20 protein-coding genes and 6 tRNA genes are annotated in these 21,091 nt (G+C 53.4%); 9 read left to right on the top strand and 17 right to left on the bottom strand.

The genetic code is table 11. From position 1 onward, the window contains the following. Window positions 1–81 precede the first annotated feature (81 nt). Window positions 82–948 (top strand): pyridoxine/pyridoxal/pyridoxamine kinase, encoded by an 867-nt coding sequence (gene pdxK / locus ACMGGS_RS22520; protein ID WP_414164449.1) that lies wholly within the window; start codon window positions 82–84, stop codon window positions 946–948. A gap of 42 nt (window positions 949–990) precedes the next feature. Here pdxK and crr read toward each other — a convergent pair whose 3' ends face one another. The 5 genes from crr to cysZ all read right to left on the bottom strand — a co-directional run bounded on the left by crr (window position 991) and on the right by cysZ (window position 5,839). Further along, window positions 991–1,500, bottom strand: coding sequence for a PTS glucose transporter subunit IIA (gene crr / locus ACMGGS_RS22515; protein ID WP_049841435.1), 510 nt, complete (start codon window positions 1,498–1,500; stop codon window positions 991–993). Window positions 1,501–1,540: 40 nt separating this feature from the next. Continuing rightward, window positions 1,541–3,268 carry a phosphoenolpyruvate-protein phosphotransferase PtsI gene (gene ptsI, locus ACMGGS_RS22510; RefSeq protein WP_414164448.1) on the bottom strand — a complete coding sequence of 576 codons (1,728 nt, stop codon included), beginning with the start codon at window positions 3,266–3,268 and terminating at the stop codon, window positions 1,541–1,543. Window positions 3,269–3,312: 44 nt separating this feature from the next. Further along, complete coding sequence (gene ptsH / locus ACMGGS_RS22505; RefSeq protein ID WP_002913505.1) at window positions 3,313–3,570, bottom strand: phosphocarrier protein Hpr; 258 nt, start codon at window positions 3,568–3,570, stop codon at window positions 3,313–3,315. A gap of 383 nt (window positions 3,571–3,953) precedes the next feature. Beyond that, complete coding sequence (cysK, locus tag ACMGGS_RS22500; RefSeq protein ID WP_414164447.1) at window positions 3,954–4,925, bottom strand: cysteine synthase A; 972 nt, start codon at window positions 4,923–4,925, stop codon at window positions 3,954–3,956. A gap of 152 nt (window positions 4,926–5,077) precedes the next feature. Then, on the bottom strand, window positions 5,078–5,839 hold the full coding sequence (cysZ, locus tag ACMGGS_RS22495; RefSeq protein WP_414164446.1) for a sulfate transporter CysZ: 762 nt from the start codon (window positions 5,837–5,839) through the stop codon (window positions 5,078–5,080). A 230-nt stretch (window positions 5,840–6,069) separates the two neighbouring features. Between cysZ and zipA the strand changes: the two genes are divergently transcribed. The 3 genes from zipA (at window position 6,070) to ACMGGS_RS22480 (ending at window position 9,383) form a co-directional block, all read left to right on the top strand. Then, window positions 6,070–7,077 (top strand): cell division protein ZipA, encoded by a 1,008-nt coding sequence (gene zipA / locus ACMGGS_RS22490; protein WP_414164445.1) that lies wholly within the window; start codon window positions 6,070–6,072, stop codon window positions 7,075–7,077. Window positions 7,078–7,145: 68 nt separating this feature from the next. Continuing rightward, on the top strand, window positions 7,146–9,164 hold the full coding sequence (gene ligA / locus ACMGGS_RS22485; protein ID WP_414164444.1) for an NAD-dependent DNA ligase LigA: 2,019 nt from the start codon (window positions 7,146–7,148) through the stop codon (window positions 9,162–9,164). Next, window positions 9,165–9,383, top strand: coding sequence for a DUF3820 family protein (locus tag ACMGGS_RS22480; RefSeq protein ID WP_414164443.1), 219 nt, complete (start codon window positions 9,165–9,167; stop codon window positions 9,381–9,383). Here the strand turns inward: ACMGGS_RS22480 and ACMGGS_RS22475 are convergent. Further along, window positions 9,380–10,378, bottom strand: coding sequence for a bile acid:sodium symporter family protein (locus ACMGGS_RS22475; protein WP_414164442.1), 999 nt, complete (start codon window positions 10,376–10,378; stop codon window positions 9,380–9,382). The genes ACMGGS_RS22480 and ACMGGS_RS22475 overlap by 4 nt on opposite strands. 89 nt (window positions 10,379–10,467) lie before the next feature. Here ACMGGS_RS22475 and ACMGGS_RS22470 point away from each other — a divergent pair, with 89 nt between their 5' ends. Continuing rightward, window positions 10,468–11,394, top strand: a complete 927-nt coding sequence (locus ACMGGS_RS22470; protein WP_414164441.1) for a LysR family transcriptional regulator — start codon at window positions 10,468–10,470, stop codon at window positions 11,392–11,394. On the opposite strand, the gene ACMGGS_RS22465 is transcribed toward ACMGGS_RS22470, so the two are convergent. From ACMGGS_RS22465 to ACMGGS_RS22445, 5 genes are all read right to left on the bottom strand, one after another. After that, the gene (locus ACMGGS_RS22465) at window positions 11,385–11,687 is read right to left on the bottom strand and encodes a FlxA-like family protein (RefSeq protein ID WP_414164440.1); all 303 of its coding nucleotides are present in this window, start codon (window positions 11,685–11,687) and stop codon (window positions 11,385–11,387) included. The two genes, ACMGGS_RS22470 and ACMGGS_RS22465, sit on opposite strands and share 10 nt — an antisense overlap. Before the next feature lie 207 nt (window positions 11,688–11,894). Beyond that, window positions 11,895–11,970, bottom strand: a tRNA-Lys gene (locus tag ACMGGS_RS22460). 4 nt (window positions 11,971–11,974) lie between these two features. Further along, window positions 11,975–12,050 (bottom strand) — tRNA-Val (locus tag ACMGGS_RS22455). A gap of 46 nt (window positions 12,051–12,096) precedes the next feature. Further along, window positions 12,097–12,172: transfer RNA gene (locus tag ACMGGS_RS22450), tRNA-Val, on the bottom strand. Between the two features lie 44 nt (window positions 12,173–12,216). After that, a tRNA-Val gene (locus ACMGGS_RS22445) sits at window positions 12,217–12,292 on the bottom strand. 256 nt (window positions 12,293–12,548) lie between these two features. Between ACMGGS_RS22445 and gltX the strand changes: the two genes are divergently transcribed. Further along, window positions 12,549–13,964, top strand: a complete 1,416-nt coding sequence (gene gltX, locus ACMGGS_RS22440) for a glutamate--tRNA ligase (protein ID WP_414164439.1) — start codon at window positions 12,549–12,551, stop codon at window positions 13,962–13,964. A 49-nt stretch (window positions 13,965–14,013) separates the two neighbouring features. On the opposite strand, the gene ACMGGS_RS22435 is transcribed toward gltX, so the two are convergent. Both ACMGGS_RS22435 and ACMGGS_RS22430 read right to left on the bottom strand, forming a co-directional pair. Continuing rightward, window positions 14,014–14,406: a YfeC-like transcriptional regulator gene (locus ACMGGS_RS22435; RefSeq protein WP_414164438.1), complete on the bottom strand. Its 393-nt coding sequence runs from the start codon at window positions 14,404–14,406 to the stop codon at window positions 14,014–14,016. After that, window positions 14,403–14,768, bottom strand: a complete 366-nt coding sequence (locus ACMGGS_RS22430; protein ID WP_194206247.1) for a YfeC-like transcriptional regulator — start codon at window positions 14,766–14,768, stop codon at window positions 14,403–14,405. Before ACMGGS_RS22430 ends, ACMGGS_RS22435 begins: the two co-directional genes overlap by 4 nt. Window positions 14,769–14,988: 220 nt before the next feature. On the opposite strand from ACMGGS_RS22430, the gene ACMGGS_RS22425 reads away from it, so the two are divergent. Both ACMGGS_RS22425 and ACMGGS_RS22420 read left to right on the top strand, forming a co-directional pair. After that, window positions 14,989–15,064 (top strand) — tRNA-Ala (locus ACMGGS_RS22425). Window positions 15,065–15,103: 39 nt separating this feature from the next. Beyond that, a tRNA-Ala gene (locus tag ACMGGS_RS22420) sits at window positions 15,104–15,179 on the top strand. Window positions 15,180–15,361: 182 nt separating this feature from the next. Here ACMGGS_RS22420 and nupC read toward each other — a convergent pair. After that, entirely contained in the window at window positions 15,362–16,564 is a 1,203-nt protein-coding gene (gene nupC / locus ACMGGS_RS22415; protein WP_103674456.1) for a nucleoside permease NupC, read from the bottom strand. 349 nt (window positions 16,565–16,913) lie between these two features. Here nupC and ACMGGS_RS22410 point away from each other — a divergent pair, with 349 nt between their 5' ends. Further along, window positions 16,914–18,155, top strand: coding sequence for an Nramp family divalent metal transporter (locus ACMGGS_RS22410; RefSeq protein ID WP_194206248.1), 1,242 nt, complete (start codon window positions 16,914–16,916; stop codon window positions 18,153–18,155). Between the two features lie 37 nt (window positions 18,156–18,192). Here the strand turns inward: ACMGGS_RS22410 and ACMGGS_RS22405 are convergent, their stop codons facing one another. The 3 genes from ACMGGS_RS22405 to ACMGGS_RS22395 all read right to left on the bottom strand — a co-directional run bounded on the left by ACMGGS_RS22405 (window position 18,193) and on the right by ACMGGS_RS22395 (window position 21,027). Next, window positions 18,193–18,528 (bottom strand): DUF2502 domain-containing protein, encoded by a 336-nt coding sequence (locus ACMGGS_RS22405; protein WP_414164437.1) that lies wholly within the window; start codon window positions 18,526–18,528, stop codon window positions 18,193–18,195. 124 nt (window positions 18,529–18,652) lie between these two features. Then, a complete protein-coding gene (mgrA, locus tag ACMGGS_RS22400) occupies window positions 18,653–19,651 on the bottom strand; it encodes an L-glyceraldehyde 3-phosphate reductase (protein ID WP_414164436.1) in 999 nt (332 codons plus the stop codon). 140 nt (window positions 19,652–19,791) lie between these two features. Next, entirely contained in the window at window positions 19,792–21,027 is a 1,236-nt protein-coding gene (locus ACMGGS_RS22395) for an ion channel protein (protein ID WP_414164435.1), read from the bottom strand. Between the last annotated feature and the right edge of the window lie 64 nt (window positions 21,028–21,091).

The following is a 21,091-nucleotide window of genomic DNA, read 5'->3' as shown; positions in this document are numbered from 1 at the left end:
GCCGAAAACCGTCATTCATACAACGATGAAAATAATGTAGTAGCGAGGCGTTAACCCGCGAGCCAGCGACAGGAGAAGTGTGTGGGTCAGGATAGTGATATACAGTCAGTGCTTTTCGACGATAAACATCGCGCGTTACAGACCGATATTGTCGCCGTTCAGTCACAGGTAGTGTACGGCAGCGTTGGTAATAGCATCGCTGTACCTGCTATCAAAGCGAACGGTTTACGGGTGACGGCGGTGCCAACGGTGCTGTTCAGCAACACGCCGCATTACGAAACATATTATGGGGGGATTATACCCGCCGACTGGTTCCGTGGTTATCTACAGGCATTGAGCGAGCGCGATGCGCTACGCGAGCTGAAAGCCGTAACGACCGGTTATATGGGCAGCGCGGAGCAAATTGCCCTACTGGCGGAGTGGCTGAAAACGGTGCGGATAAGCCATCCGGAAGTCGCGATTCTGGTCGACCCGGTGATCGGCGATACTGATAGCGGGATGTACGTAAAAGCGGAAATTCCAGAAGCTTATCGCCACCACCTGCTGCCGCTGGCAGAGGGGCTGACGCCAAATGTATTTGAACTGGAAATGCTGAGTGGAAAACCCTGCGGCACGCTGCAAGAGGCGGTGGCTGCGGCGACATCGCTGCTCTCGGACACGCTGAAGTGGATTGTGATCACCAGTGCGCCAGGTGAAACCGGCGATACCATCAACGTGGCGGTAGTGACGGCGAAGGGCGTTGATGTGATTGAGCATCCTCGGGTGAAAACCGATCTTAAAGGGACGGGCGATCTGTTCTGTGCCGAACTGATTAGCGGTATCGTTAAGGGTGTTCCGCTGACCCTTGCGACACAGCATGCCGCAGAGCGGGTGCTGGAGGTCATGACCTGGACACAGCAATGCGGTTGTGACGAATTAATCCTCCCTCCGACAGAGCGCAAAGCATAAAAAAATGGCACCCTCGGGTGCCATTTTTCACTGCGGCAAGAATTACTTCTTGATGCGGATAACCGGAGTTTCACCAACGGTCACGCTGCCGGACAGTTTGATCAGCTCTTTGATTTCGTCCATGTTGGAGATAACAACCGGCGTCAGGGTAGACTTGGCTTTCTCTTCCAGCAGTGCCAGATCGAATTCAATAACCGGATCGCCAACTTTAACGCGCTGACCTTCTTCCGCGATACGCTTAAAGCCTTCGCCTTTCAGTTCAACGGTGTCGATACCGAAGTGTACGAACAGCTCAATGCCGCTGTCAGATTCGATAGAGAACGCATGGTTGGTTTCAAAGATTTTGCCGATGGTACCATCAACCGGTGCAACCATTTTGTTACCGGTTGGTTTAATAGCAATGCCATCACCAACGATTTTTTCAGCAAAAACTACGTCCGGCACGTCTTCAATATTCACGATTTCGCCAGACAGCGGAGCAATAATCTCAATAGTTCCGGTGTCTTTCTTATCATCAGAAACCAGAGATTTCAATTTATCAAACAAACCCATGATCTTCTCCTAAGCAGTAAATTGGGCCGCATCTCGTGGATTAGCAGATTGTTTTTTCTTCAATGAACTTGTTAACCAGCGTCATTAACTCGTCCGTTGTCGGTTGAGCAAGAGCCTGCTCTGCTAATACCTTCGCATCTTCGAAATTCGTGTTACGAATAATTTTCTTAATGCGCGGGATAGAAATGGAGCTCATTGAGAACTCATCCAGACCCATCCCTAACAACAGAAGTGTAGCACGTTCGTCGCCTGCAAGCTCACCACACATGCCTGTCCATTTACCTTCTGCATGAGAAGCGTCAATAACCTGCTTAATAAGCGTCAGTACGGACGGTGACATTGGCTGGTAGAGATGTGAAATCATATCATTACCACGGTCAACCGCCAGGGTGTACTGGGTTAAATCATTGGTACCAATACTGAAGAAATCGACTTCTTTCGCCAGATGACGAGCGATAGTTGCCGCAGCCGGTGTTTCCACCATTACGCCAATCTCGATTGACTCGTCAAAGGCTTTACCTTCGTCACGCAGTTCCTGTTTGTAGATTTCGATCTCTTTACGCAGCGCGCGGACTTCTTCTACAGAGATGATCATCGGGAACATAATGCGCAGTTTACCAAACGCGGAGGCACGCAGGATCGCGCGCACCTGATCGCGCAGGATCTCTTTGCGATCCATTGCGATACGCACGGCACGCCAGCCGAGGAACGGGTTTTCTTCTTTCGGGAAGTTCATGTACGGCAGTTCTTTATCGCCACCGATGTCCATGGTACGGACAATAACCGCCTGAGAACCACAGGCTTCAGCAACGGCTTTATAGGCAGAGAACTGTTCTTCTTCGGTCGGCAGGGCATCGCGATCCATAAACAGGAACTCGGTACGATACAGGCCCACGCCTTCAGCGCCGTTACGCTCAGCACCGTCTACATCACGCACGGTACCGATGTTGGCACACACTTCAACCTGATGACCGTCAAGGGTGATAGCCGGCAGATCTTTCAGTTTAGCCAGTTCAGCTTTTTCGCTGGCAACCTGCTCCTGAACGGCACGCAGTTGTTCAATTTCGTCGTTAGTTGGGTTGACGTAAACTTTATTGTTTACGGCATCCAGAATCAGATAATCGCCGTTTTTCACCTGAGCCGTTACGCTACCGGTGCCCACGATGGCTGGCAGTTCAAGGGAACGCGCCATAATAGACGTGTGGGAAGTACGGCCACCAACGTCAGTAATAAAGCCCAGCACCTTTTGCAGGTTCAGCTGTGCAGTTTCTGACGGGGTGAGGTCGGCAGCAACAAGAATGACTTCGTCCTGAATAGAACCCAGGTCGATAATTGGCATGCCCAGGATGTTGCGCATTAAACGCTTACCGATATCACGTACGTCAGCCGCACGTTCTTTCAGGTATTCATCATCCAGCTCTTCTAAAGCAGTTGCCTGCCCTTCGATAACTTCATGCGCCGCGGCATCCGCAGTCATGTGCTTATCTTTAATCAGGGCTATGATTTCCTGCTCCAGCTCCTCATCTTCGAGCAGCATGATATGCCCTTCAAAGATGGCTTCTTTTTCTTCGCCGAAAGTTTCGCCAGCTTTGGTTTTAATGGCTTCCAGCTGGGCAGACGCTTTGGCGCGACCGCTCAGAAAACGTTCAACTTCCTGATCGACTTTGTCGGCAGAAACCTTTTTCCGGTCGATGACAATCTCATCTTCTTTGAGCAACAGCGCGTTGCCAAAAGCGATACCCGGGGATGCTAAAATGCCTGAAATCATAACCCTACCTTACTTGTGACTGATATTGAAAAGAACCCGTGAACTTACTCGAGTTCAGCCATCAGTTTAACCAGATGCTCAACTGCTTTTTGCTCGTCTTCACCTTCAGCGGACAGGGTGACTACGGTACCCTGAGTCAGACCCAGAGTTTGCAGTTTGAACAGGCTTTTTGCGCTGGCGCTTTTGCCGTTAGATGTCACAGTAATTTCGGAAGTAAAACCTTTCGCTTCTTTCACAAACTGAGCTGCAGGGCGGGTGTGAAGACCGTTCGGAGCGGTAATAGTAACTTCTTGCTGGAACATTATATTTCCCCAACTTATAGGTTTAGTGTTGTGGATCTAAAGTTTAGCCTGTTGACCAAACTTTAGCCTGGATCAATAAGCGCCTGCGTTGACGGTTACGACACAGTCACCTGTAACGTAATCCGCAACAGGAACTACTGGCCGTAGACGTTTAGCGCGTCATTAAACATTATGCCGCGAAAGCGAGATTTGAACCAAATCATAAAATCGATTCAGCCAGTGGAAAAGCCACTTTTGAATAATTTCGCGGATCAAAATAATTCTGCTGGTTAAATACCAGACCTGACGGGGTGAAGCAATGCCTGTGGAAGCAAAAATTTGAAGTACGCCACAAAAAAAGCACCCGGGAGGGTGCTTTTTTACGCATTCTTTACAACCTGGCACTACTGTTGCAACTCTTTCTCTGTGAACAGATCGGCAAACAATGCAGTGCTCAGGTAACGTTCACCCGAAGAGGGTAGGATAACCACAATATTCTTATTGGTAAAGGTTTCATCTTCCTGCAATTTCAGGGCTGCCGCCACGGCTGCACCAGAAGAGATACCGGCGAGAATCCCTTCTTCTTCCATCAGCTTACGCGCCGTAGAAATCGCTTCTTCATTGGTAATGGCGACCACTTTATCGACCAGTTTAAGATCCAGGTTGCCAGGGATGAAGCCCGCGCCGATACCCTGAATTTTATGCGGGCCAGGTTTCAGTTCTTCTCCTGCCAGCGCCTGCGCGATAACCGGAGAATCGGTCGGCTCAACCGCCACGGTGATCAAATCGGTTTTGCCTTTGGTATTTTTAATGTAGCGACTTACGCCCGTCAGCGTGCCGCCGGTACCGACGCCTGAGATGAACACATCAACCTGACCGTCGGTATCTTCCCAGATTTCCGGGCCGGTGGTTTTTTCGTGAATTTCCGGGTTAGCCGGGTTGCTGAACTGCTGGAGCAGCAAGTATTTAGCCGGATCGCTGGCGACGATTTCTTCCGCTTTCTGGATAGCACCTTTCATGCCTTTTGCGCCTTCGGTCAGCACCAGATTTGCGCCCAGCGCTTTAAGCAGCTTGCGGCGCTCAACGCTCATGGTTTCCGGCATGGTCAGCGTGAGTTTATAGCCACGCGCGGCAGCGACATAGGCCAGCGCGATCCCGGTATTACCGCTGGTCGGCTCGACCAGTTCGATACCCGCTTTTAATACGCCACGTTTTTCGGCATCCCAAATCATATTGGCACCGATGCGGCATTTTACGCTGAAGCTCGGGTTGCGTGATTCTACCTTCGCCAGAATGCGTCCGTTACCGATACGGTTCAGTCGAACCAGTGGCGTATGACCGATAGTCAGCGAGTTATCTTCAAAAATCTTACTCATGGCCTGTCCTTAACTGTTTGAAATTTGGGATGACGGCACCAGCATACCTGCTCAGACAATATGCGGAAGTAAGGATTTCGCATATCTATATGCTACCGGGAAATAATGGTGTCCAGTATGGAATAAGACGCGGAATTATCCAGCCGCTGTGCTTATCGCCATAAAGCATGATCCTGACGGTACTGGTCTACCCACATCGACGTTGCCCCGCATATCGCCACGGGCATGATGATCAAGTTAACGAACGGGATCATGGTAAAGAGGTTAACCACCATTCCGAACTGCATATTGGTCATCTTGCGCTTTTGCAGCGCCTCGCGCATGGTGCGAAACGACACTTTATGATTATCGAAAGGATAATCACAGTACTGAATTGCCATCATCCAGGCGCTGAACAAGAACCACAGTACGGGCGCTACGGTTTGCCCGATGCCGGGAATAAAATAGAGGATCAACAGGATTACGGCTCGTGGCAGATACCAGGCCAGTTTCTGCCACTCACGTTTCATGACCCGTGGCAGATCTTTCATAATCCCGAGAATGCCGCTATCTGGCGGGGTTGCGCCGGTTAAGCGGGCCTCAAGCTGTTCTGCCAGCAGACCGTTAAACGGCGCGGCAATCCAGTTAGCAATCGTTGAGAAAAGATAACCGAAGACCAACAGGATGGAGATCACCGCCAGCGGCCATAAAATATAGCTGAGCCACTGTAGCCAGCCGGGCACATAGCTCAGCAGGGCAGGGATCCATTGATCAAGGCGGGTAAATAACCACCAGAACGCACCGCCCATCAGCAGAACGTTAATGAGTAGCGGCATAAAAACGAAACGCCGGATACCTGGAAGCGCGATCAATTTCCATCCCTGGGAAAAGTAAAAAATGCCGCTTCGTGATGAGGTTGAAGAGGATGACGTCATGTTCGGGCAAAGCTCCTTTTACTGCTGCCAGATGAGTTACGCGCCTATATTATCCGGTTGGATGACAATGACCAGATGAGAAATGTTCGAAAAAACAGCAAAAGGCACGATTTAGTTCATCTTTATGCGGTGAAATCCGCGAGCGCACTTGCACTCAACGTAATCGGCAAATACTCTTAAGGTGTAAATGTTTGCCGTGGTGGCAAGGTGTTAGAACAACAGAGAATATAATGATGCAGGATTTGCGTCTGATATTAATCATTGTTGGCGCGATCGCCATAATCGCTTTACTGGTTCACGGTTTCTGGACCAGCCGTAAAGAGCGCTCTTCTATGTTTCGCGATCGCCCACTTAAGCGCATGAAGTCGCAGCGTGATGATGACGAGTCTGATAACCGCGATTTCGACGATGAAGAAGTTGAAAGCGTAGGAGAAGTGCGCGTCCACCGGGTTAACGCCGCGCCTGGGGAACATGACGTGCCTCAACAGCCGCAGCACCGTTATCAGCCGCCTTATGAGTCGGCGCAGCCACGTCAGGCCCCGCCTGCTGTACCGCAGGAAGCGCCGGTGCGTCAGCCGCCCATTCAGCAACAGCCGCCGATGCAGCCGCAGCAGCCTGTTCAGCAGCCGCAGCCTGTTCAGCATGCGCAGCCCGCACAGCCTCAACAACCGGTGCAGCAGCAGCCCGTGCGCCAGGCACCGCAGCCGCCAGCACCGCAACACGCGCCGCAGCCGGTACATGAACCTCAGCCTGCGCCTGAACCGCAGCATCAGCCGCAACCGGCTGAAGTGGCTTCCGCGCCTGAAAAACCTAAGCGTGCCGAAACCGTTATTGTGATGAACGTCTCTGCACATCAGGGCGCGCAAATCAGCGGTGAGTTGTTGATCAACAGCATCCAACAGGCGGGCTTCAAGTTTGGCGAAATGAATATCTTCCATCGTCATCTGAGTACCGATGGCGGTGGTCCGGTACTTTTCAGTCTGGCGAACATGGTTAAACCGGGGTTCTTCGAGTCTGAATCAATGACGGACTTCGTTACCCCAGGCGTCACTATGTTTATGCAGGTGCCTTCTTACGGCGACGAGTTGCAGAACTTCAAACTGATGCTGCAATCCGCACAATATATTGCCGATGAGGTGGGAGGCGTTGTGCTCGACGATCAGCGTCGGATGATGACCCCGCAAAAATTACGTGAGTATCAGGATCGTATTCGCGAGGTGAAAGAAGCCAACGCGTAACGGCTGGCTGCTTCACTCTTCCTTCTGAACCCCCGCATGTCGGGGGTTTTTTATATTGATGGTGTGATATGGAATCTATTGAACAACAACTGACTGAGCTGCGAACCACGCTTCGCCATCATGAATATCTTTATCACGTGATGGATACGCCGGAAGTACCCGATGCCGAATACGACAGGCTGATGCGCGAACTGCGTGCGCTTGAGGAACAGCGTCCGGATCTGATTACCCCGGACTCGCCCACTCAGCGTGTCGGTGCTGCGCCGCTGACTTCGTTTAGTCAGGTTCGCCACGAAGTGCCGATGCTCTCACTGGACAACGTTTTTGATGAAGAGAGTTTTCTGGCGTTTAACAAGCGTGTGCAGGACCGACTTAAGAACACTGACGCGCTGACATACTGCTGTGAGCTTAAGCTCGATGGTCTGGCGGTCAGCATTCTTTATGAGAATGGCGTGCTGGTGCGGGCGGCGACGCGTGGTGACGGGACCACCGGTGAAGATATCACCACCAACGTGCGGACGATCCGCGCGATCCCGTTGAAGCTGCACGGCGAGGGCATTCCGGCGCGTCTGGAAGTACGTGGGGAAGTCTTTCTGCCGCAAAGCGGATTTGAGAAAATCAATGAGGAGGCGCGCAAAAAGGGCGGTAAAGTTTTCGCTAACCCGCGCAACGCGGCGGCAGGATCGCTGCGCCAGCTCGATCCGCGCATTACAGCAAAACGGCCGCTGACCTTCTTCTGCTATGGGATCGGTATTCTGGAAGGTGGCGAGCTGCCCGCCAGCCATATGGGGCGCTTGCAGCAGTTCAAAGCCTGGGGATTACCGGTAAGCGATCGCGTGCGTCTGTGTGATTCTCCGGAAGCGGTGCTGGCCTTCTATCATCAGGTGGGTGAAGATCGTCCAACGCTGGGTTTTGACATTGACGGCGTAGTAATCAAGGTGGATTCTCTGGCGCTTCAGGAACAGCTTGGCTACGTCTCCCGCGCGCCGCGCTGGGCAGTGGCGTTTAAATTCCCCGCTCAGGAGCAGATGACCACGGTGCGCGACGTTGAGTTTCAGGTGGGACGTACCGGAGCCATCACGCCGGTCGCCCGTCTGGAGCCGGTGCAGGTGGCTGGTGTATTGGTCAGCAACGCGACCTTACACAATGCCGATGAAATTGAGCGCCTTGGGCTGCGCATTGGCGACAGAGTGGTTATCCGCCGCGCCGGAGACGTGATCCCACAGGTCGTTAACGTGGTCATCTCCGAGCGCCCCGATGAAACGCGCCCCATTGTGTTCCCGGCCCACTGCCCGGTATGCGGCTCAGACGTTGAACGCGTTGAGGGCGAAGCGGTTACCCGCTGTACCGGCGGCCTGATCTGCGGTGCTCAGCGTAAAGAGGCGCTCAAGCATTTCGTCTCGCGTCGGGCCATGGACGTGGACGGCATGGGTGACAAGATTATCGATCAGCTGGTGGAGAAAGAGTATGTCCATACACCGGCTGACCTGTTCCGTCTGACAGCAGGAAAACTGACCGGTCTGGATCGAATGGGGCCTAAATCCGCGCAGAACGTGGTTAACGCGCTGGACGCCGCCAAAGAAACCACCTTTGCCCGTTTCCTGTATGCGCTGGGTATTCGTGAAGTAGGTGAATCTACGGCAGCAGGGCTGGCAAGCTATTTTGGCAGTCTGAAGGCATTAGCGGCGGCCACGGTTGACGATCTGCAAAAAGTGCCGGATGTCGGCGTGGTTGTCGCAAAGCACGTCTTTAACTTCTTTGAGGAAGACAGCAACCGTGACGTTATCCGCCAGCTGGTCGAAGAAGTGGGTATCCACTGGCCCGCGCCAGTGATCGTTAAAGCTGAAGAGATCGACAGCCCGTTTGCCGGGAAAACGGTGGTGCTGACCGGTAGCCTGACTCTGATGTCGCGCGATGAGGCCAAAGATCGTCTGGTGGCGCTGGGGGCAAAAGTGTCCGGCAGCGTGTCGAAGAAAACCGATCTGGTGATTGCCGGAGAAGCCGCAGGCTCCAAACTGGCAAAAGCACAGGAACTGGGGATTGAGGTTATTGATGAGGCGGAAATGATCCGCCTGCTGGGGGATTAAGTGGAGAAAGAGCAGCTTATCGAGATTGCCAATACCGTAATGCCTTTTGGTAAATATCAGGGGCGCAGGCTGATCGACCTGCCGGAGGAGTATCTGCTGTGGTTCGCCCGCAAAGATGAGTTCCCTGCCGGGCGGTTGGGCGAGCTGATGACGATAACGCTGCTGATCAAAACCGAGGGGCTGACACAACTGGTGCAGCCCCTGAAACGTCCGCTTTAAACTTTTGCGGCGTGGGTTGTTTCCTGCGCCTGCAACTTCTCGGTCTGGCGTTTATAGCGACGCGCCAGCACCGCACACACCATCAGCTGAATTTGATGGAAAATCATCAGCGGTAAAACCATCATCCCAATCACTGATACCGGAAAAAGAATATTGGCCATCGGGATGCCGTTCGCCAGGCTTTTCTTCGATCCGCAGAACACAATCGTGATTTCATCCGCTTTATTAAAACCGCCTTTACGGGCAACAAAAACGTTCACCGCAATGACGATCGCCAGTAATACCAGACTCACGATAACGATAAAGAGAAGTGAACCCGGCCCGACTTTATGCCAGATACCGTTAACCACCGCCTCGCTGAAGGCAGAGTAAACCACCAGCAGGATCGAGGTCTGATCGGTTTTGCCAATCCACTTTTTATGCCGCGCCACCCAGTCGCCAATCAGCGGCCGTGAAAGGTGTCCGAGGACAAACGGCAGCAGCAGTTGCAGCATAATTTTGCCGACCTGCTGTAAGCTTCCTTCTGCGCCGTGCATATTCATCACCAGCCCCACCAGCAGCGGTGAAAGGAAGATCCCCAGCAGGCTGGAGGCCGAAGCAGAACAGACGGCTGCGGCAACGTTACCGCCCGCCAGCGACGTAAAGGCAATCGCCGACTGCACCGTGGCAGGCAGAATGCACAGATAGAGGAAGCCAGTATAGATCTGCGGATCGACATTCACCGGCGCCCACCAGGCAAATAGTACCCCCAGAACCGGAAACAGGATGAACGTGCTGCACATGACCCATAAATGCAGCCGCCAGTGGCTGCCGCCCGCGATAATTGCCTCACGCGATAGCTTGGCACCGTGCATAAAAAACAGCAGCGCGATGGCCGCCGTGGTCAGCCACTCAAAGTACTGCACAAAATTGCCGCGCGCAGGGAAGAAGGAGGCCAGCAATACCACACAGACCAGGGTAAGCGTAAAGGGATCAAGGATACGAAAAAGTTTCATAATGGCTCCTGAAAATCGATATTCCTATTGTGCTTCTTCCGGTTTGAGAAATAAAATTGATTTATTGCATCTATTCATGAATAAAACATATGAATTATTCACTCCGTCAGCTTCGTGTCTTTGTTACCGTCGCTCAGGCCCGAAGTTTCAGCCGGGCAGGGGAGATCGTTGGATTAAGTCAGTCGGCTGTCAGCCACAGCGTTAAAGAGCTGGAGCAACAAACCGGCGTGCGCCTGCTGGACAGGACCACGCGTGAAGTGGCGCTGACCGAGGCCGGGCAACAACTGGCCTCGCGGCTTGAGCGAGTGCTGGATGAACTTCACAGCACGCTGCGGGAAGCGGGGCGGGTGGGCACGCAGTTAACCGGGAAAGTCAGGATCGCCGCCAGTCAGACTATCTCCGCGCATCTTATTCCCCGTTGCATCGCTGAAAGTAACCGTTGCTATCCGGAGATCGATTTTGTGCTGCACGATCGCCCGCAGCAGTGGGTGCTGGAGAGCATTCGTCAGGGCGAAGTGGATTTTGGTATTGTTATCGACCCCGGCGCGGTCAACGATTTGCAGTGTGAAACGATCCTTTCCGAACCTTTTTTACTGTTGTGCCGTCAGGATCACCGCTTTGCCCGCCGCGAAAGCATCGACTGGCACGATCTTCAGTCTGAGCGGCTGGTCCTTCAGGACTACGCCTCTGGCAGCCGACCGCTGATTGATGCCGCGCTGGCTCACTTCTCTGTGAACGCCCGGATCGTGCAGGAGATTGGTCACCCGGCCACGCTGTTTCCGATGGTCGAAGCGGGCATCGGCATCAGCGTGCTTCCCGCGCTGGCGCTGCCTCTACCGCAGGACAGTCATTTGATTGTCAAACGCATGATACCGGGAGTGGAGAGGCAACTGATGCTGGCACGCAGGAAAAATCGCTCACTCTCCACCGCCGCGCAGGCGCTGTGGGAAATCGTTCGCGCCCAGGCAGGCGAGCTGGCCGCCGGGCGGGCGCAGGATCCACTCTATCAAATATAGATATCGATCTGATTGTCGGCGGAGGGGCGATTAACGCCTTCGACTTTTTGCTGCTGCTCCTGTTGTGACTTTTCCAGCTGCTTGCTTTGCAGCATCGCCAGCTGCGCCTGAAGCATTTCGATTTGCGACTGAATCAACTCCTGCTGCTTTTGCTTCTCATCCGCGCCGAGGCTGGAATCTGCCAGCTCTTTAAGCTGCTGGGTGAGTTTGGTTATCTGCCGGTAAATTCCGGCGATCTCGGAAGAGGCGCTCCCGCTGCTTTGTGCGGGTAAAGCGGAGGAAATGGTGGTCATGATTTTTACCCTTTTGGCTATAAATAAGGGTTATCGGCAGAAAACGATGAAACACCATCGTTAATTGACATTCGCTGGTGGAATAAAGGTTATTGCTGAAGGTGTTATGGCCCGGCAGGTTATAGCTGCCGGGCGAGATAGCGATCAGGATTTGTGGCGCTGTGCCTGAAAACAACAAAAGCGCCAGAAGGCGCTTTTGTTTGAATTTGGTGGGTCGTGCAGGATTCGAACCTGCGACCAATTGATTAAAAGTCAACTGCTCTACCAACTGAGCTAACGACCCGAAGTGGTGGGTGATGACGGGATCGAACCGCCGACCCTCTCCTTGTAAGGGAGATGCTCTCCCAGCTGAGCTAATCACCCACTTCGGTACTTCAATTTACTGCAAGAAATCCAGCTGGCGAGAAAGTGGTGGGTGATGACGGGATCGAACCGCCGACCCCCTCCTTGTAAGGGAGGTGCTCTCCCAGCTGAGCTAATCACCCACTTCTCAATTTCTTGCTTCACACGGCGGAGACTACCGAAGTAGTGGTGGGTGATGACGGGATCGAACCGCCGACCCTCTCCTTGTAAGGGAGATGCTCTCCCAGCTGAGCTAATCACCCCCGCTGTGTGGAGTCGCATTATAGGGAGAGTTGAAAATGAGTCAACGCCTTTTCTTAAGTTTTTGTTCGTTCGTCGTAAAATTAAACAAAACCATGATTGAAGGCGCAATTCGGCATGATTTCTAAACAAAAACAGGAAAGCATAACGTTCCCACGGTAACAACATTGAGGAATCAGGCGGGAGTGATAGAATATCCGCCTCGCATTTTTCAGGATTTGCCGGTTGTCGGCATCTTTATAAACGTAAGGCCTTTTCATGAAAATCAAAACTCGCTTCGCGCCCAGCCCGACCGGCTATCTGCACGTCGGCGGTGCACGTACTGCTCTTTACTCCTGGCTTTTTGCCCGTAATCACGGCGGTGAGTTTGTGCTGCGTATTGAGGACACCGACCTTGAGCGCTCCACCCCGGAAGCTATTGAAGCCATTATGGACGGTATGAACTGGCTGAGCCTGGAGTGGGATGAAGGCCCGTACTATCAAACTAAACGCTTTGACCGTTATAACGCGGTGATTGACGAGATGCTGGAAGCGGGTACCGCCTATAAGTGCTACTGCTCTAAAGAACGTCTGGACGCACTGCGTGAAGAACAAATGGCGAAGGGCGAAAAGCCACGCTACGACGGCCGCTGCCGCCACGGTCATGAACATCATGCGGATGACGAGCCGTGCGTGGTGCGTTTTGCTAACCCGCAGGACGGCTCGGTTATTTTTGACGATCAGATCCGTGGTCCGATTGAGTTCAGCAACCTGGAGCTGGACGATCTGATTATCCGCCGCACCGATGGCTCGCCGACTTACAACTTCTGTGTTGTGGTTGATGACTGGGATATGGAAATTACCCACGTCATCCGTGGTGAAGATCATATCAACAACACGCCGCGTCAGATCAACATCCTGAAAGCGCTGAACGCGCCGGTGCCGGTCTACGCTCACGTTTCCATGATTAACGGCGACGACGGCAAAAAACTGTCCAAGCGCCACGGTGCGGTAAGCGTAATGCAGTATCGTGACGATGGCTACCTGCCGGAAGCGCTGCTCAACTATCTGGTGCGCCTGGGCTGGTCGAGCGGCGATCAGGAAATCTTCACCCGTGAAGAGATGATTAACCTGTTCTCCCTGAATGCGGTGAGCAAATCAGCGAGTGCGTTTAATACCGAAAAACTACAGTGGCTGAACCACCACTATATCAACACGCTGGCACCGGAATATGTGGCTACCCATTTACAGTGGCATATTGAGCAGGAAAATATCGATACCCGTACCGGCCCGCAGCTGAGTGAGCTGGTGCAACTGCTGGGCGAGCGCTGCAAAACGTTGAAAGAGATGGCGCAGAGCTGCCGCTATTTCTATGAAGATTTTGCTGAGTTCGACGCGGATGCCGCGAAAAAACACCTGCGTCCGGTAGCACGTCAGCCGCTGGAAGTGGTGCGCGACAAACTGTCTGCACTCTCCGACTGGACAGCGGAAAACGTGCATCATGCCATTCAGGCGACGGCGGACGAGCTGGAAGTCGGGATGGGTAAAGTCGGTATGCCACTGCGCGTAGCGGTGACCGGGGCAGGACAGTCTCCGGCGCTGGACGTGACGGTACACGCTATTGGTAAGACACGCAGCATTGAGCGCATCAATAAAGCGCTCGCCTTTATTGCTGAGCGTGAAAAACAGCAGTAATAGCATCAATCATGCCTGAGGAGGATTGGCACCGCCTCAGGCATCCCTTTTAGCTTTCGTCGCTAATCCCCAGACGATTCAGAAAAACGCGAATCCCTTCCCGCGCTAAAAAGACATTGAGCTGTTGCTGCTCTGTCGGTGTCAATTTTTGCAGTATCTGGTAAATCTGATGAAGTGGAGTGTTCACGTCAACCACGCCATATTCATGACCGACATCGTTGGCCAGAAGAGGCATCGTATGGTGGCGTAGCGCCGGCACATTGGTCAGATATTCGCACACCTGCTGGTTAATATGAATCAGCCTTGCTCGTCCACCCTTTACGCCCGGAATTTTCTCGGTATGCCACTTTTGCTCGCGGACCCAGCGGTTGATGGTTTGCTTCGTCATACCGAGGCATTCCGCTAACTCATCGGTTGTCATTTTACTTTGTAATGTGATCATGATGGCTGGCTACGAATTCCAAGACGTTCCAGCAAACCGGTGATGCCTTCACGTAGTAAAAGTGAGGTGAGTTGTTTTTGTTCGGTATCGGTCATTTCATTGGCTAGCGTCAGGAGCAGCATGTCAAACGAGGTGTCATTGACCGCTGCATGGTAGGTTGCCGTATTGTCAGAAGCCCGACGGGCGCTGCGGATGAATTCCCGCACCTGTTCATCGACGTGAACCAGCCGTGCTTTACCACCTTGTACGCCTGGTTTTGGCGAGGTTTCCCATCCCTCTTTGCGTACCCACTTATTAATAGTCTGCCGGCTGTAACCGGTGAGACGCGCGATTTCATCCGGCGTCATTCGTTCCTTGATCATACTATTCCCTGACCAGGTGTGTGGAATTAGTAGTTCATGTTATAGCATCATTTTACAGGAAAGCGTGATAAGAATAACGGCATGCTGCGAGGCGGCTCGCAACCTGATTTGGGGTTGCCTGCTTTTTCAGCAAACGAAAGGCAGAAACCTATTTTGCCGTTGACACTGAGGAAGGGAATTCATATTATGCCGCCCGTCTACTCGACAAGCTTTACGCAACGGGGCTATAGCTCAGCTGGGAGAGCGCTTGCATGGCATGCAAGAGGTCAGCGGTTCGATCCCGCTTAGCTCCACCAAATCCTGCTCCCATCAGGTTTGGTGCGTAAAGATGATGTGGGGCTATAGCTCAGCTGGGAGAGCGCTTGCATGGCATGCAAGAGGTCAGCGGTTCGATCCCGCTTAGCTCCACCACCATTCAGACCCTCGCCTTTGGCGGGGGTTTTTTTATTCCGTCAGATAAAAAGACAACGCCTTCCGCCATCATTCCTTTATCGCGCTGATTGCCATAATGGCGAGGCATACGCTTTTTATGCGTAGGATAAACGACAGGCGTAAAAAAGCCGGGAACGCGTCCCGGCTTATTCAGAAGAGGATTACAGTACCAGCGCGGCGATAGACGCGGACAGTACGCTCACCAGTGTTGAACCGTAGACCAGCTTCAGGCCGAAGCGGGAAACCACGTTACCTTGCTCTTCATTCAGGCCCTTGATGGCACCCGCGATAATCCCGATAGACGAGAAGTTAGCGAAGGATACCAGGAAGACGGAGATAATGCCCTGCGAACGCGGCGACAACGTAGCGGCCACTTTTTGCAGATCCAGCATCGCCACGAATTCGTTTGAGACCAGTTTGGTTGCCATGATGCTACCAACCTGCAACGCTTCATGTGCCGGAACACCCATCACCCAGGCAACCGGGTAGAAGATGTAGCCAAGGATTTCCTGGAAGGAAATGCTATGGCCGAACCAGCCGGTGACGGTGGCAAACAGGGCGTTCAGTGCAGCAATCAGGGCGATAAAGCCAATCAGCATCGCAGCAACGATAATGGCCACTTTAAAACCTGCCAGAATGTATTCACCCAGCATTTCGAAGAAGCTCTGGCCTTCGTGCAGGTTCGACATCTGGATGTTTTCTTCATGCGCGTCAACGCGGTAAGGGTTGATCAGCGACAGAACGATAAAGGTACTGAACATGTTGAGCACCAGCGCGGCGACGACATACTTAGGTTCAAGCATAGTCATGTACGCACCAACGATAGACATGGATACCGTAGACATCGCGGTTGCCGCCATGGTGTACATGCGGTTACGCGACATCTTGCCGAGAATATCTTTATAGGCGATAAAGTTCTCGGACTGTCCCAGAATCAGCGAGCTGACGGCGTTAAAGGATTCCAGCTTGCCCATGCCGTTGACTTTGGAGAGCAGGAAACCAATCGCACGAATCACCACCGGCAGCACACGGATATGCTGCAAAATACCGATCAGCGCGGAAATAAAGACGATAGGGCACAGCACTTTCAGGAAGAAGAATGCCAGACCTTCATCATTCATTTTGCCGAAGACAAAGTTAGTCCCTTCGTTCGCAAAGCCGAGGAGCTTTTCGAACATTTCGGAGAAGCCTTTCACAAAACCCAGGCCAATGTCCGAGTTAAGGAAGAACCAGGCCAGTAAAACTTCAATCACCAGAAGTTGAACGACATAGCGAATGCGAATTTTTTTACGGTCGCTGCTGACCAGCAGAGCGAGCAGCGCAACAACGACTAACGCCAGGATAAAGTGCAGAACGGCGGACATATTTGCTCCGAATATGAGGCAGGTTTAGTTTTCGTGCACATTCTATGTAACAACACCAAAGAAAACGAGATCAAACCCGCAATATAGTAAGTTCCTGTGAGCAATCTCAAAAATAGTGATCTACCAGACATTTTAATTATGTCGCCCGAAAGGGTGAAATGTTGCGCTGATGTACTACTCTGTTAACATTAGCACCGATAACTAAAACAAATACCATTCCACCAGACATCCAGCCCGGCCATTGTTTCGGCCTATCAGAGAAATCAATTTCAACTCTATAAATGATCTTGATAATCATTCTCATTTTGATAGCATGAAACATAGCAAAGGCTATATTTAGAGGCAAAGAATGAGCAACAGTCGCGTTGAGAGTAGTACCGGCAGGGCCGCGCGCAGGCTAAGACTGGCGCTAATGGGGCCAGCATTCATTGCCGCTATCGGCTATATCGATCCGGGCAACTTTGCCACCAACATCCAGGCAGGGGCGAGTTTCGGCTATCAGCTGCTGTGGGTGGTAGTCTGGGCGAACCTGATGGCGATGCTGATCCAGGTGCTGTCCGCCAAGCTGGGGATCGCTACCGGCAAAAACCTGGCGGAACAGATTCGCGATCACTATCCGCGCCCGCTGGTCTGGTTTTACTGGGTGCAGGCGGAAATCATCGCCATGGCGACCGATCTGGCGGAGTTTATCGGGGCCGCGATTGGTTTTAAAATGCTGTTGGGCGTTTCGCTGTTGCAGGGGGCGGTGCTGACCGGGATCGCGACTTTTTTAATCCTGATGCTCCAGCGTCGCGGGCAAAAACCGCTGGAAGTAGTGATTGGTGGGCTGCTGCTGTTTGTCGCTGCGGCCTATATCGTTGAGCTGATCTTCTCCCGCCCCGAAATGGCGGCCCTGACCCGGGGCATGATTATTCCTTCACTGCCGGGAACGGACGCGGTATTCCTGGCGGCAGGCGTGCTGGGCGCGACGATAATGCCTCACGTTATTTATCTGCACTCTTCCCTGACCCAGAATCAACACGCCGGTACGCGTAAAGAGCGTTACTCCGCGACTCGCTGGGACGTGGCGTTTGCGATGACTATCGCCGGATTCGTTAACCTGGCGATGATGGCGACCGCGGCGGCGGCATTTCACTTCAACGGCCACACCGGGATTGCGGATCTGGAAGAGGCATATCTGACGCTGGAACCGCTGCTCAGCCATGCTGCGGCAACGGTATTTGGCCTGAGTCTGGTAGCCGCCGGGCTGTCGTCAACGGTTGTCGGGACCCTTGCCGGGCAAGTGGTGATGCAGGGCTTTATTCGTTTCCACATTCCGCTGTGGGTGCGCCGCACGGTGACGATGCTGCCGTCGTTTATTGTGATCCTGATGGGGCTGGATCCGACGCGGATTCTGGTGATGAGCCAGGTGCTGCTCAGCTTCGGTATCGCGCTGGCGCTGGTGCCGCTGCTGGTGTTTACCAGTAACCGTGAACTGATGGGGGAACTGGTCAATAGCACCCTGGTTAAGCGGACCGGCTGGACGATTGTGGTGCTGGTGGTGGTGCTTAACGGCTGGCTGCTGGTGGGAACGTTACTGGATTTAGCCTGATAAAACGCCGTGACCTGATCCAGGCCACGGCGTTATCTTAATGATGGTGTCCGTGATGGCCGCGTCCGGGAGGACCACGACGGTCATTGCGGTCGTGCCAGCCTTCGCGATAGCCGCGTTCATAAGCGCGGCGGTTATCCCATCCCCGATGGCGTGGAGGTTCATGACGCCACCAGCGGTTTTGCCGCCATTCGTAATTCCGGTGCCAGTAATCACGATCGCGCCAGTGGCCGCCGTCCCAGTAGTGACCTGAACGATCGCGATCGCCAATCTGTAACTTAACCGATGGCAACAGGGTAATTTCTTCTGCACTGGCAACAAGCGGGGCGGTTGAGGCGGCCAGTACCACAGCCAGAATCAGCGACCTGAACATAATTTTCTCCTTCACGACCGGATCGATATCGGCCTGTTAAACAAATATTACGGGGCGGTAAAGCCCCGTAGCATCGGTTTAACTCTTAAATTACGTTCAGGCGCATTTTTTGTTAAAAAACGTGTCAGTCAGCCCGGTTCAGAATCGCGTCGATGGCGGCGCACTCCTGCTCGCTGAACTGGCGGTTTTTAAGCATTCCTGCCGCGTCATCAAGCTGTCCAGTTTTGCTGGCACCGATCAGCACAGACGTCACGCGGTCACCGCGCAGCACCCAGGCAAGCGCCATCTGCGACAGCTTCTGCCCGCGTTTTTCTGCCAGCGCGTTAAGCTGGCGGATTTTTTCGACTTTGCCTTCGGTAATTTGCTCCGGGTTCAAAAAGCGGCTGCCGCTGGCGGCGCGGGAGTCCGGCGGAATGCCGTTAAGATAGCGATCCGTTAACAGGCCGCCTGCCAGCGGTGAAAAGGCAATACTGCCCACGCCTTTTTCCTGTAGCACGTCCAGCAATCCGCCTTCCACCCAGCGCTCAAACATCGAATATTTGGGCTGGTGGATAAGGCACGGCGTGCCGAGATCGTTCAGAATATCGATTGCCTGACGCGCCAGATCGGCTGGATAGTTAGACAGGCCCACGTAAAGCGCTTTGCCCTGACGCACGATATGATCCAGCGCGCGCATGGTCTCACTTAGCGGCGTATCAGGATCCGGGCGATGATGATAAAAAATGTCCACATACTCCAGCCCCATCCGCTTCAGGCTTTGATCGAGGCTGGAAATAAGATATTTGCGTGAACCCCAGTCGCCGTAAGGACCGTCCCACATGGTATAGCCCGCTTTGGAGGAGATAATCAGCTCATCGCGGTAGGGCAGAAAATCTTCGCGCAGAATGCGGCCAAAATTGCTTTCGGCCGATCCCGGAGGCGGGCCGTAGTTGTTGGCTAAATCAAAATGGGTAATGCCAAGATCAAATGCGTGCTGCAAAAGCTCGCGGCTTTTTTCCACCAGCGTTGCATCGCCGAAGTTGTGCCATAGCCCCAGCGATACCGCCGGAAGCTTTAGCCCGCTCTGCCCACAGCGACGATACTCCATGGTCTCATAACGTGCGGAATTTGCCTGGTAAACCATGCTTTTATCCTTCTCGAAAGACAAATGTATGCGTTTACACAGTACACGCTTTCAGGCGTAATTACCTGACGGTGTTCACAAAAAAACGTGTTTCTCAGACTATTGTCCCTGTGGAGCTAAGAGGTAACCCGATAATCTTGTTACTCTTTTTTACGGTATGCCATGAGCATCGGCTTACCCGCCAGTAAAAGCCATGCCGGAAGCATCACGATGCACAGCAACGGCAGCAGCGTCGTGTCCGGGACAACAACCGCCGCCATAAACAGACTTAGCCAGCCGTCGCGCGTTACCACCAGCACCAGCCCGAGAATGGCACAGGAAACGGTAATGGCGGCGGGCACAGCCTCGACATGCGCGTGCAGCCCCAGTCCCAGGGCTACCGCGACAAAGACTGCCGGGAAGATCCGTCCACCACGAAATCCGCAGGCGGCGGCAACGATCAACGCCGCCAGTTTCACCACCGCAATCAGTAAAAAATCGGAGGCGCTCAGCGTCTGGCTGAAGCCCAGTTGCTGCATCTCATCCAGCCCTTTAAACAGCGTAATGTGACCGCCAATGATACCCAGAAGGCCGAGGGAAAATCCCCCGACGCCGAGGATCAGCACCGGGTATTTAAGCCGGTGCATCAGCGTATGCAGACGGGGCAGGCACCAGACCCCGACCATCCCCACCGCGATACCAATGGCGACCACCACCGTGCCACTGACGATATCGACCAGCTTTAGCTGGGTGTAATGCGGGATCGCCAGCGAAAACTGTGGATGAAAAAAGAGGCCGGTCGTTAGCGCACCCGCGGCAGCGGCCAGTAGCGGGGCAAACAGTCGGTCCCACATCGGGACCTCGCTATTGCCGCTTAACGTTTGGGAGAAAATTAGCGCCGCCGCGACGGGCGTGCCAAACAGGGCACCAATCGTCCCGGCAGACGCAAGGATTGTCCAGTCCAGGGCGTTAACCCGCGGGAAAAACCGTGCGCCCAGCGCCACGGCCAGCGCAATATTCACCGCCATCACCGGATGTTCCGGCCCGAGACTAACGCCGCCTGCCAGTCCGAGAATTAACGCTATCACCAGCCCCGGAAGCGCCACGGGATTGACCGGTGCACCGATCAGCGGTTCGGTAGCCGGATCGGGACCACCATGGCCTGCGCTATACTGGATCACTAAACCCACCGCCGCCCCGGTCAGGGTCAGTATCAGCACCATCCACACTGAGGAGTCCAGCGCAATCCCCAGCCGCGCAGGTACGCTCGTCCACAGAACAAACTGCAGCACGGCGGCAATTTTCATGACCGCTATCAGAATCAGACTGGAGGCAATTCCAATGCACAGGGCAGGGACAGACAGTATCAACATGGTTCTGGCTCGCGGATGGAGCATGATGATTTCCTTTTAACTGAGTTCGGGCATCACTCTGCCCACACTTTTACAGCGCGTTAGTGCA

Origin of the sequence: Superficieibacter sp. BNK-5, from assembly GCF_047456055.1 — a bacterium.
GTDB lineage: Bacteria > Pseudomonadota > Gammaproteobacteria > Enterobacterales > Enterobacteriaceae > Superficieibacter.
This window is presented reverse-complemented; position numbering and strand designations above follow the sequence as displayed.

Excerpts from the sequence above, each read along its gene's own strand:
- cysK (WP_414164447.1), bottom strand. The coding sequence starts at position 4,925 with ATGAGTAAGATTTTTGAAGATAACTCGCTGACTATCGGTCATACGCCA.
- gltX (WP_414164439.1), top strand. The coding sequence starts at position 12,549 with ATGAAAATCAAAACTCGCTTCGCGCCCAGCCCGACCGGCTATCTGCAC.
- mgrA (WP_414164436.1), bottom strand. The coding sequence starts at position 19,651 with ATGGTTTACCAGGCAAATTCCGCACGTTATGAGACCATGGAGTATCGT.
- cysZ (WP_414164446.1), bottom strand. The coding sequence starts at position 5,839 with ATGACGTCATCCTCTTCAACCTCATCACGAAGCGGCATTTTTTACTTT.
- ACMGGS_RS22475 (WP_414164442.1), bottom strand. The coding sequence starts at position 10,378 with ATGAAACTTTTTCGTATCCTTGATCCCTTTACGCTTACCCTGGTCTGT.
- ACMGGS_RS22435 (WP_414164438.1), bottom strand. The coding sequence starts at position 14,406 with ATGATCACATTACAAAGTAAAATGACAACCGATGAGTTAGCGGAATGC.
- zipA (WP_414164445.1), top strand. The coding sequence starts at position 6,070 with ATGATGCAGGATTTGCGTCTGATATTAATCATTGTTGGCGCGATCGCC.
- nupC (WP_103674456.1), bottom strand. The coding sequence starts at position 16,564 with ATGTCCGCCGTTCTGCACTTTATCCTGGCGTTAGTCGTTGTTGCGCTG.
- ACMGGS_RS22465 (WP_414164440.1), bottom strand. The coding sequence starts at position 11,687 with ATGACCACCATTTCCTCCGCTTTACCCGCACAAAGCAGCGGGAGCGCC.
- crr (WP_049841435.1), bottom strand. The coding sequence starts at position 1,500 with ATGGGTTTGTTTGATAAATTGAAATCTCTGGTTTCTGATGATAAGAAA.
- ptsI (WP_414164448.1), bottom strand. The coding sequence starts at position 3,268 with ATGATTTCAGGCATTTTAGCATCCCCGGGTATCGCTTTTGGCAACGCG.
- ptsH (WP_002913505.1), bottom strand. The coding sequence starts at position 3,570 with ATGTTCCAGCAAGAAGTTACTATTACCGCTCCGAACGGTCTTCACACC.
- ACMGGS_RS22410 (WP_194206248.1), top strand. The coding sequence starts at position 16,914 with ATGAGCAACAGTCGCGTTGAGAGTAGTACCGGCAGGGCCGCGCGCAGG.
- ligA (WP_414164444.1), top strand. The coding sequence starts at position 7,146 with ATGGAATCTATTGAACAACAACTGACTGAGCTGCGAACCACGCTTCGC.
- ACMGGS_RS22405 (WP_414164437.1), bottom strand. The coding sequence starts at position 18,528 with ATGTTCAGGTCGCTGATTCTGGCTGTGGTACTGGCCGCCTCAACCGCC.
- ACMGGS_RS22395 (WP_414164435.1), bottom strand. The coding sequence starts at position 21,027 with ATGCTCCATCCGCGAGCCAGAACCATGTTGATACTGTCTGTCCCTGCC.
- ACMGGS_RS22470 (WP_414164441.1), top strand. The coding sequence starts at position 10,468 with ATGAATTATTCACTCCGTCAGCTTCGTGTCTTTGTTACCGTCGCTCAG.
- ACMGGS_RS22430 (WP_194206247.1), bottom strand. The coding sequence starts at position 14,768 with ATGATCAAGGAACGAATGACGCCGGATGAAATCGCGCGTCTCACCGGT.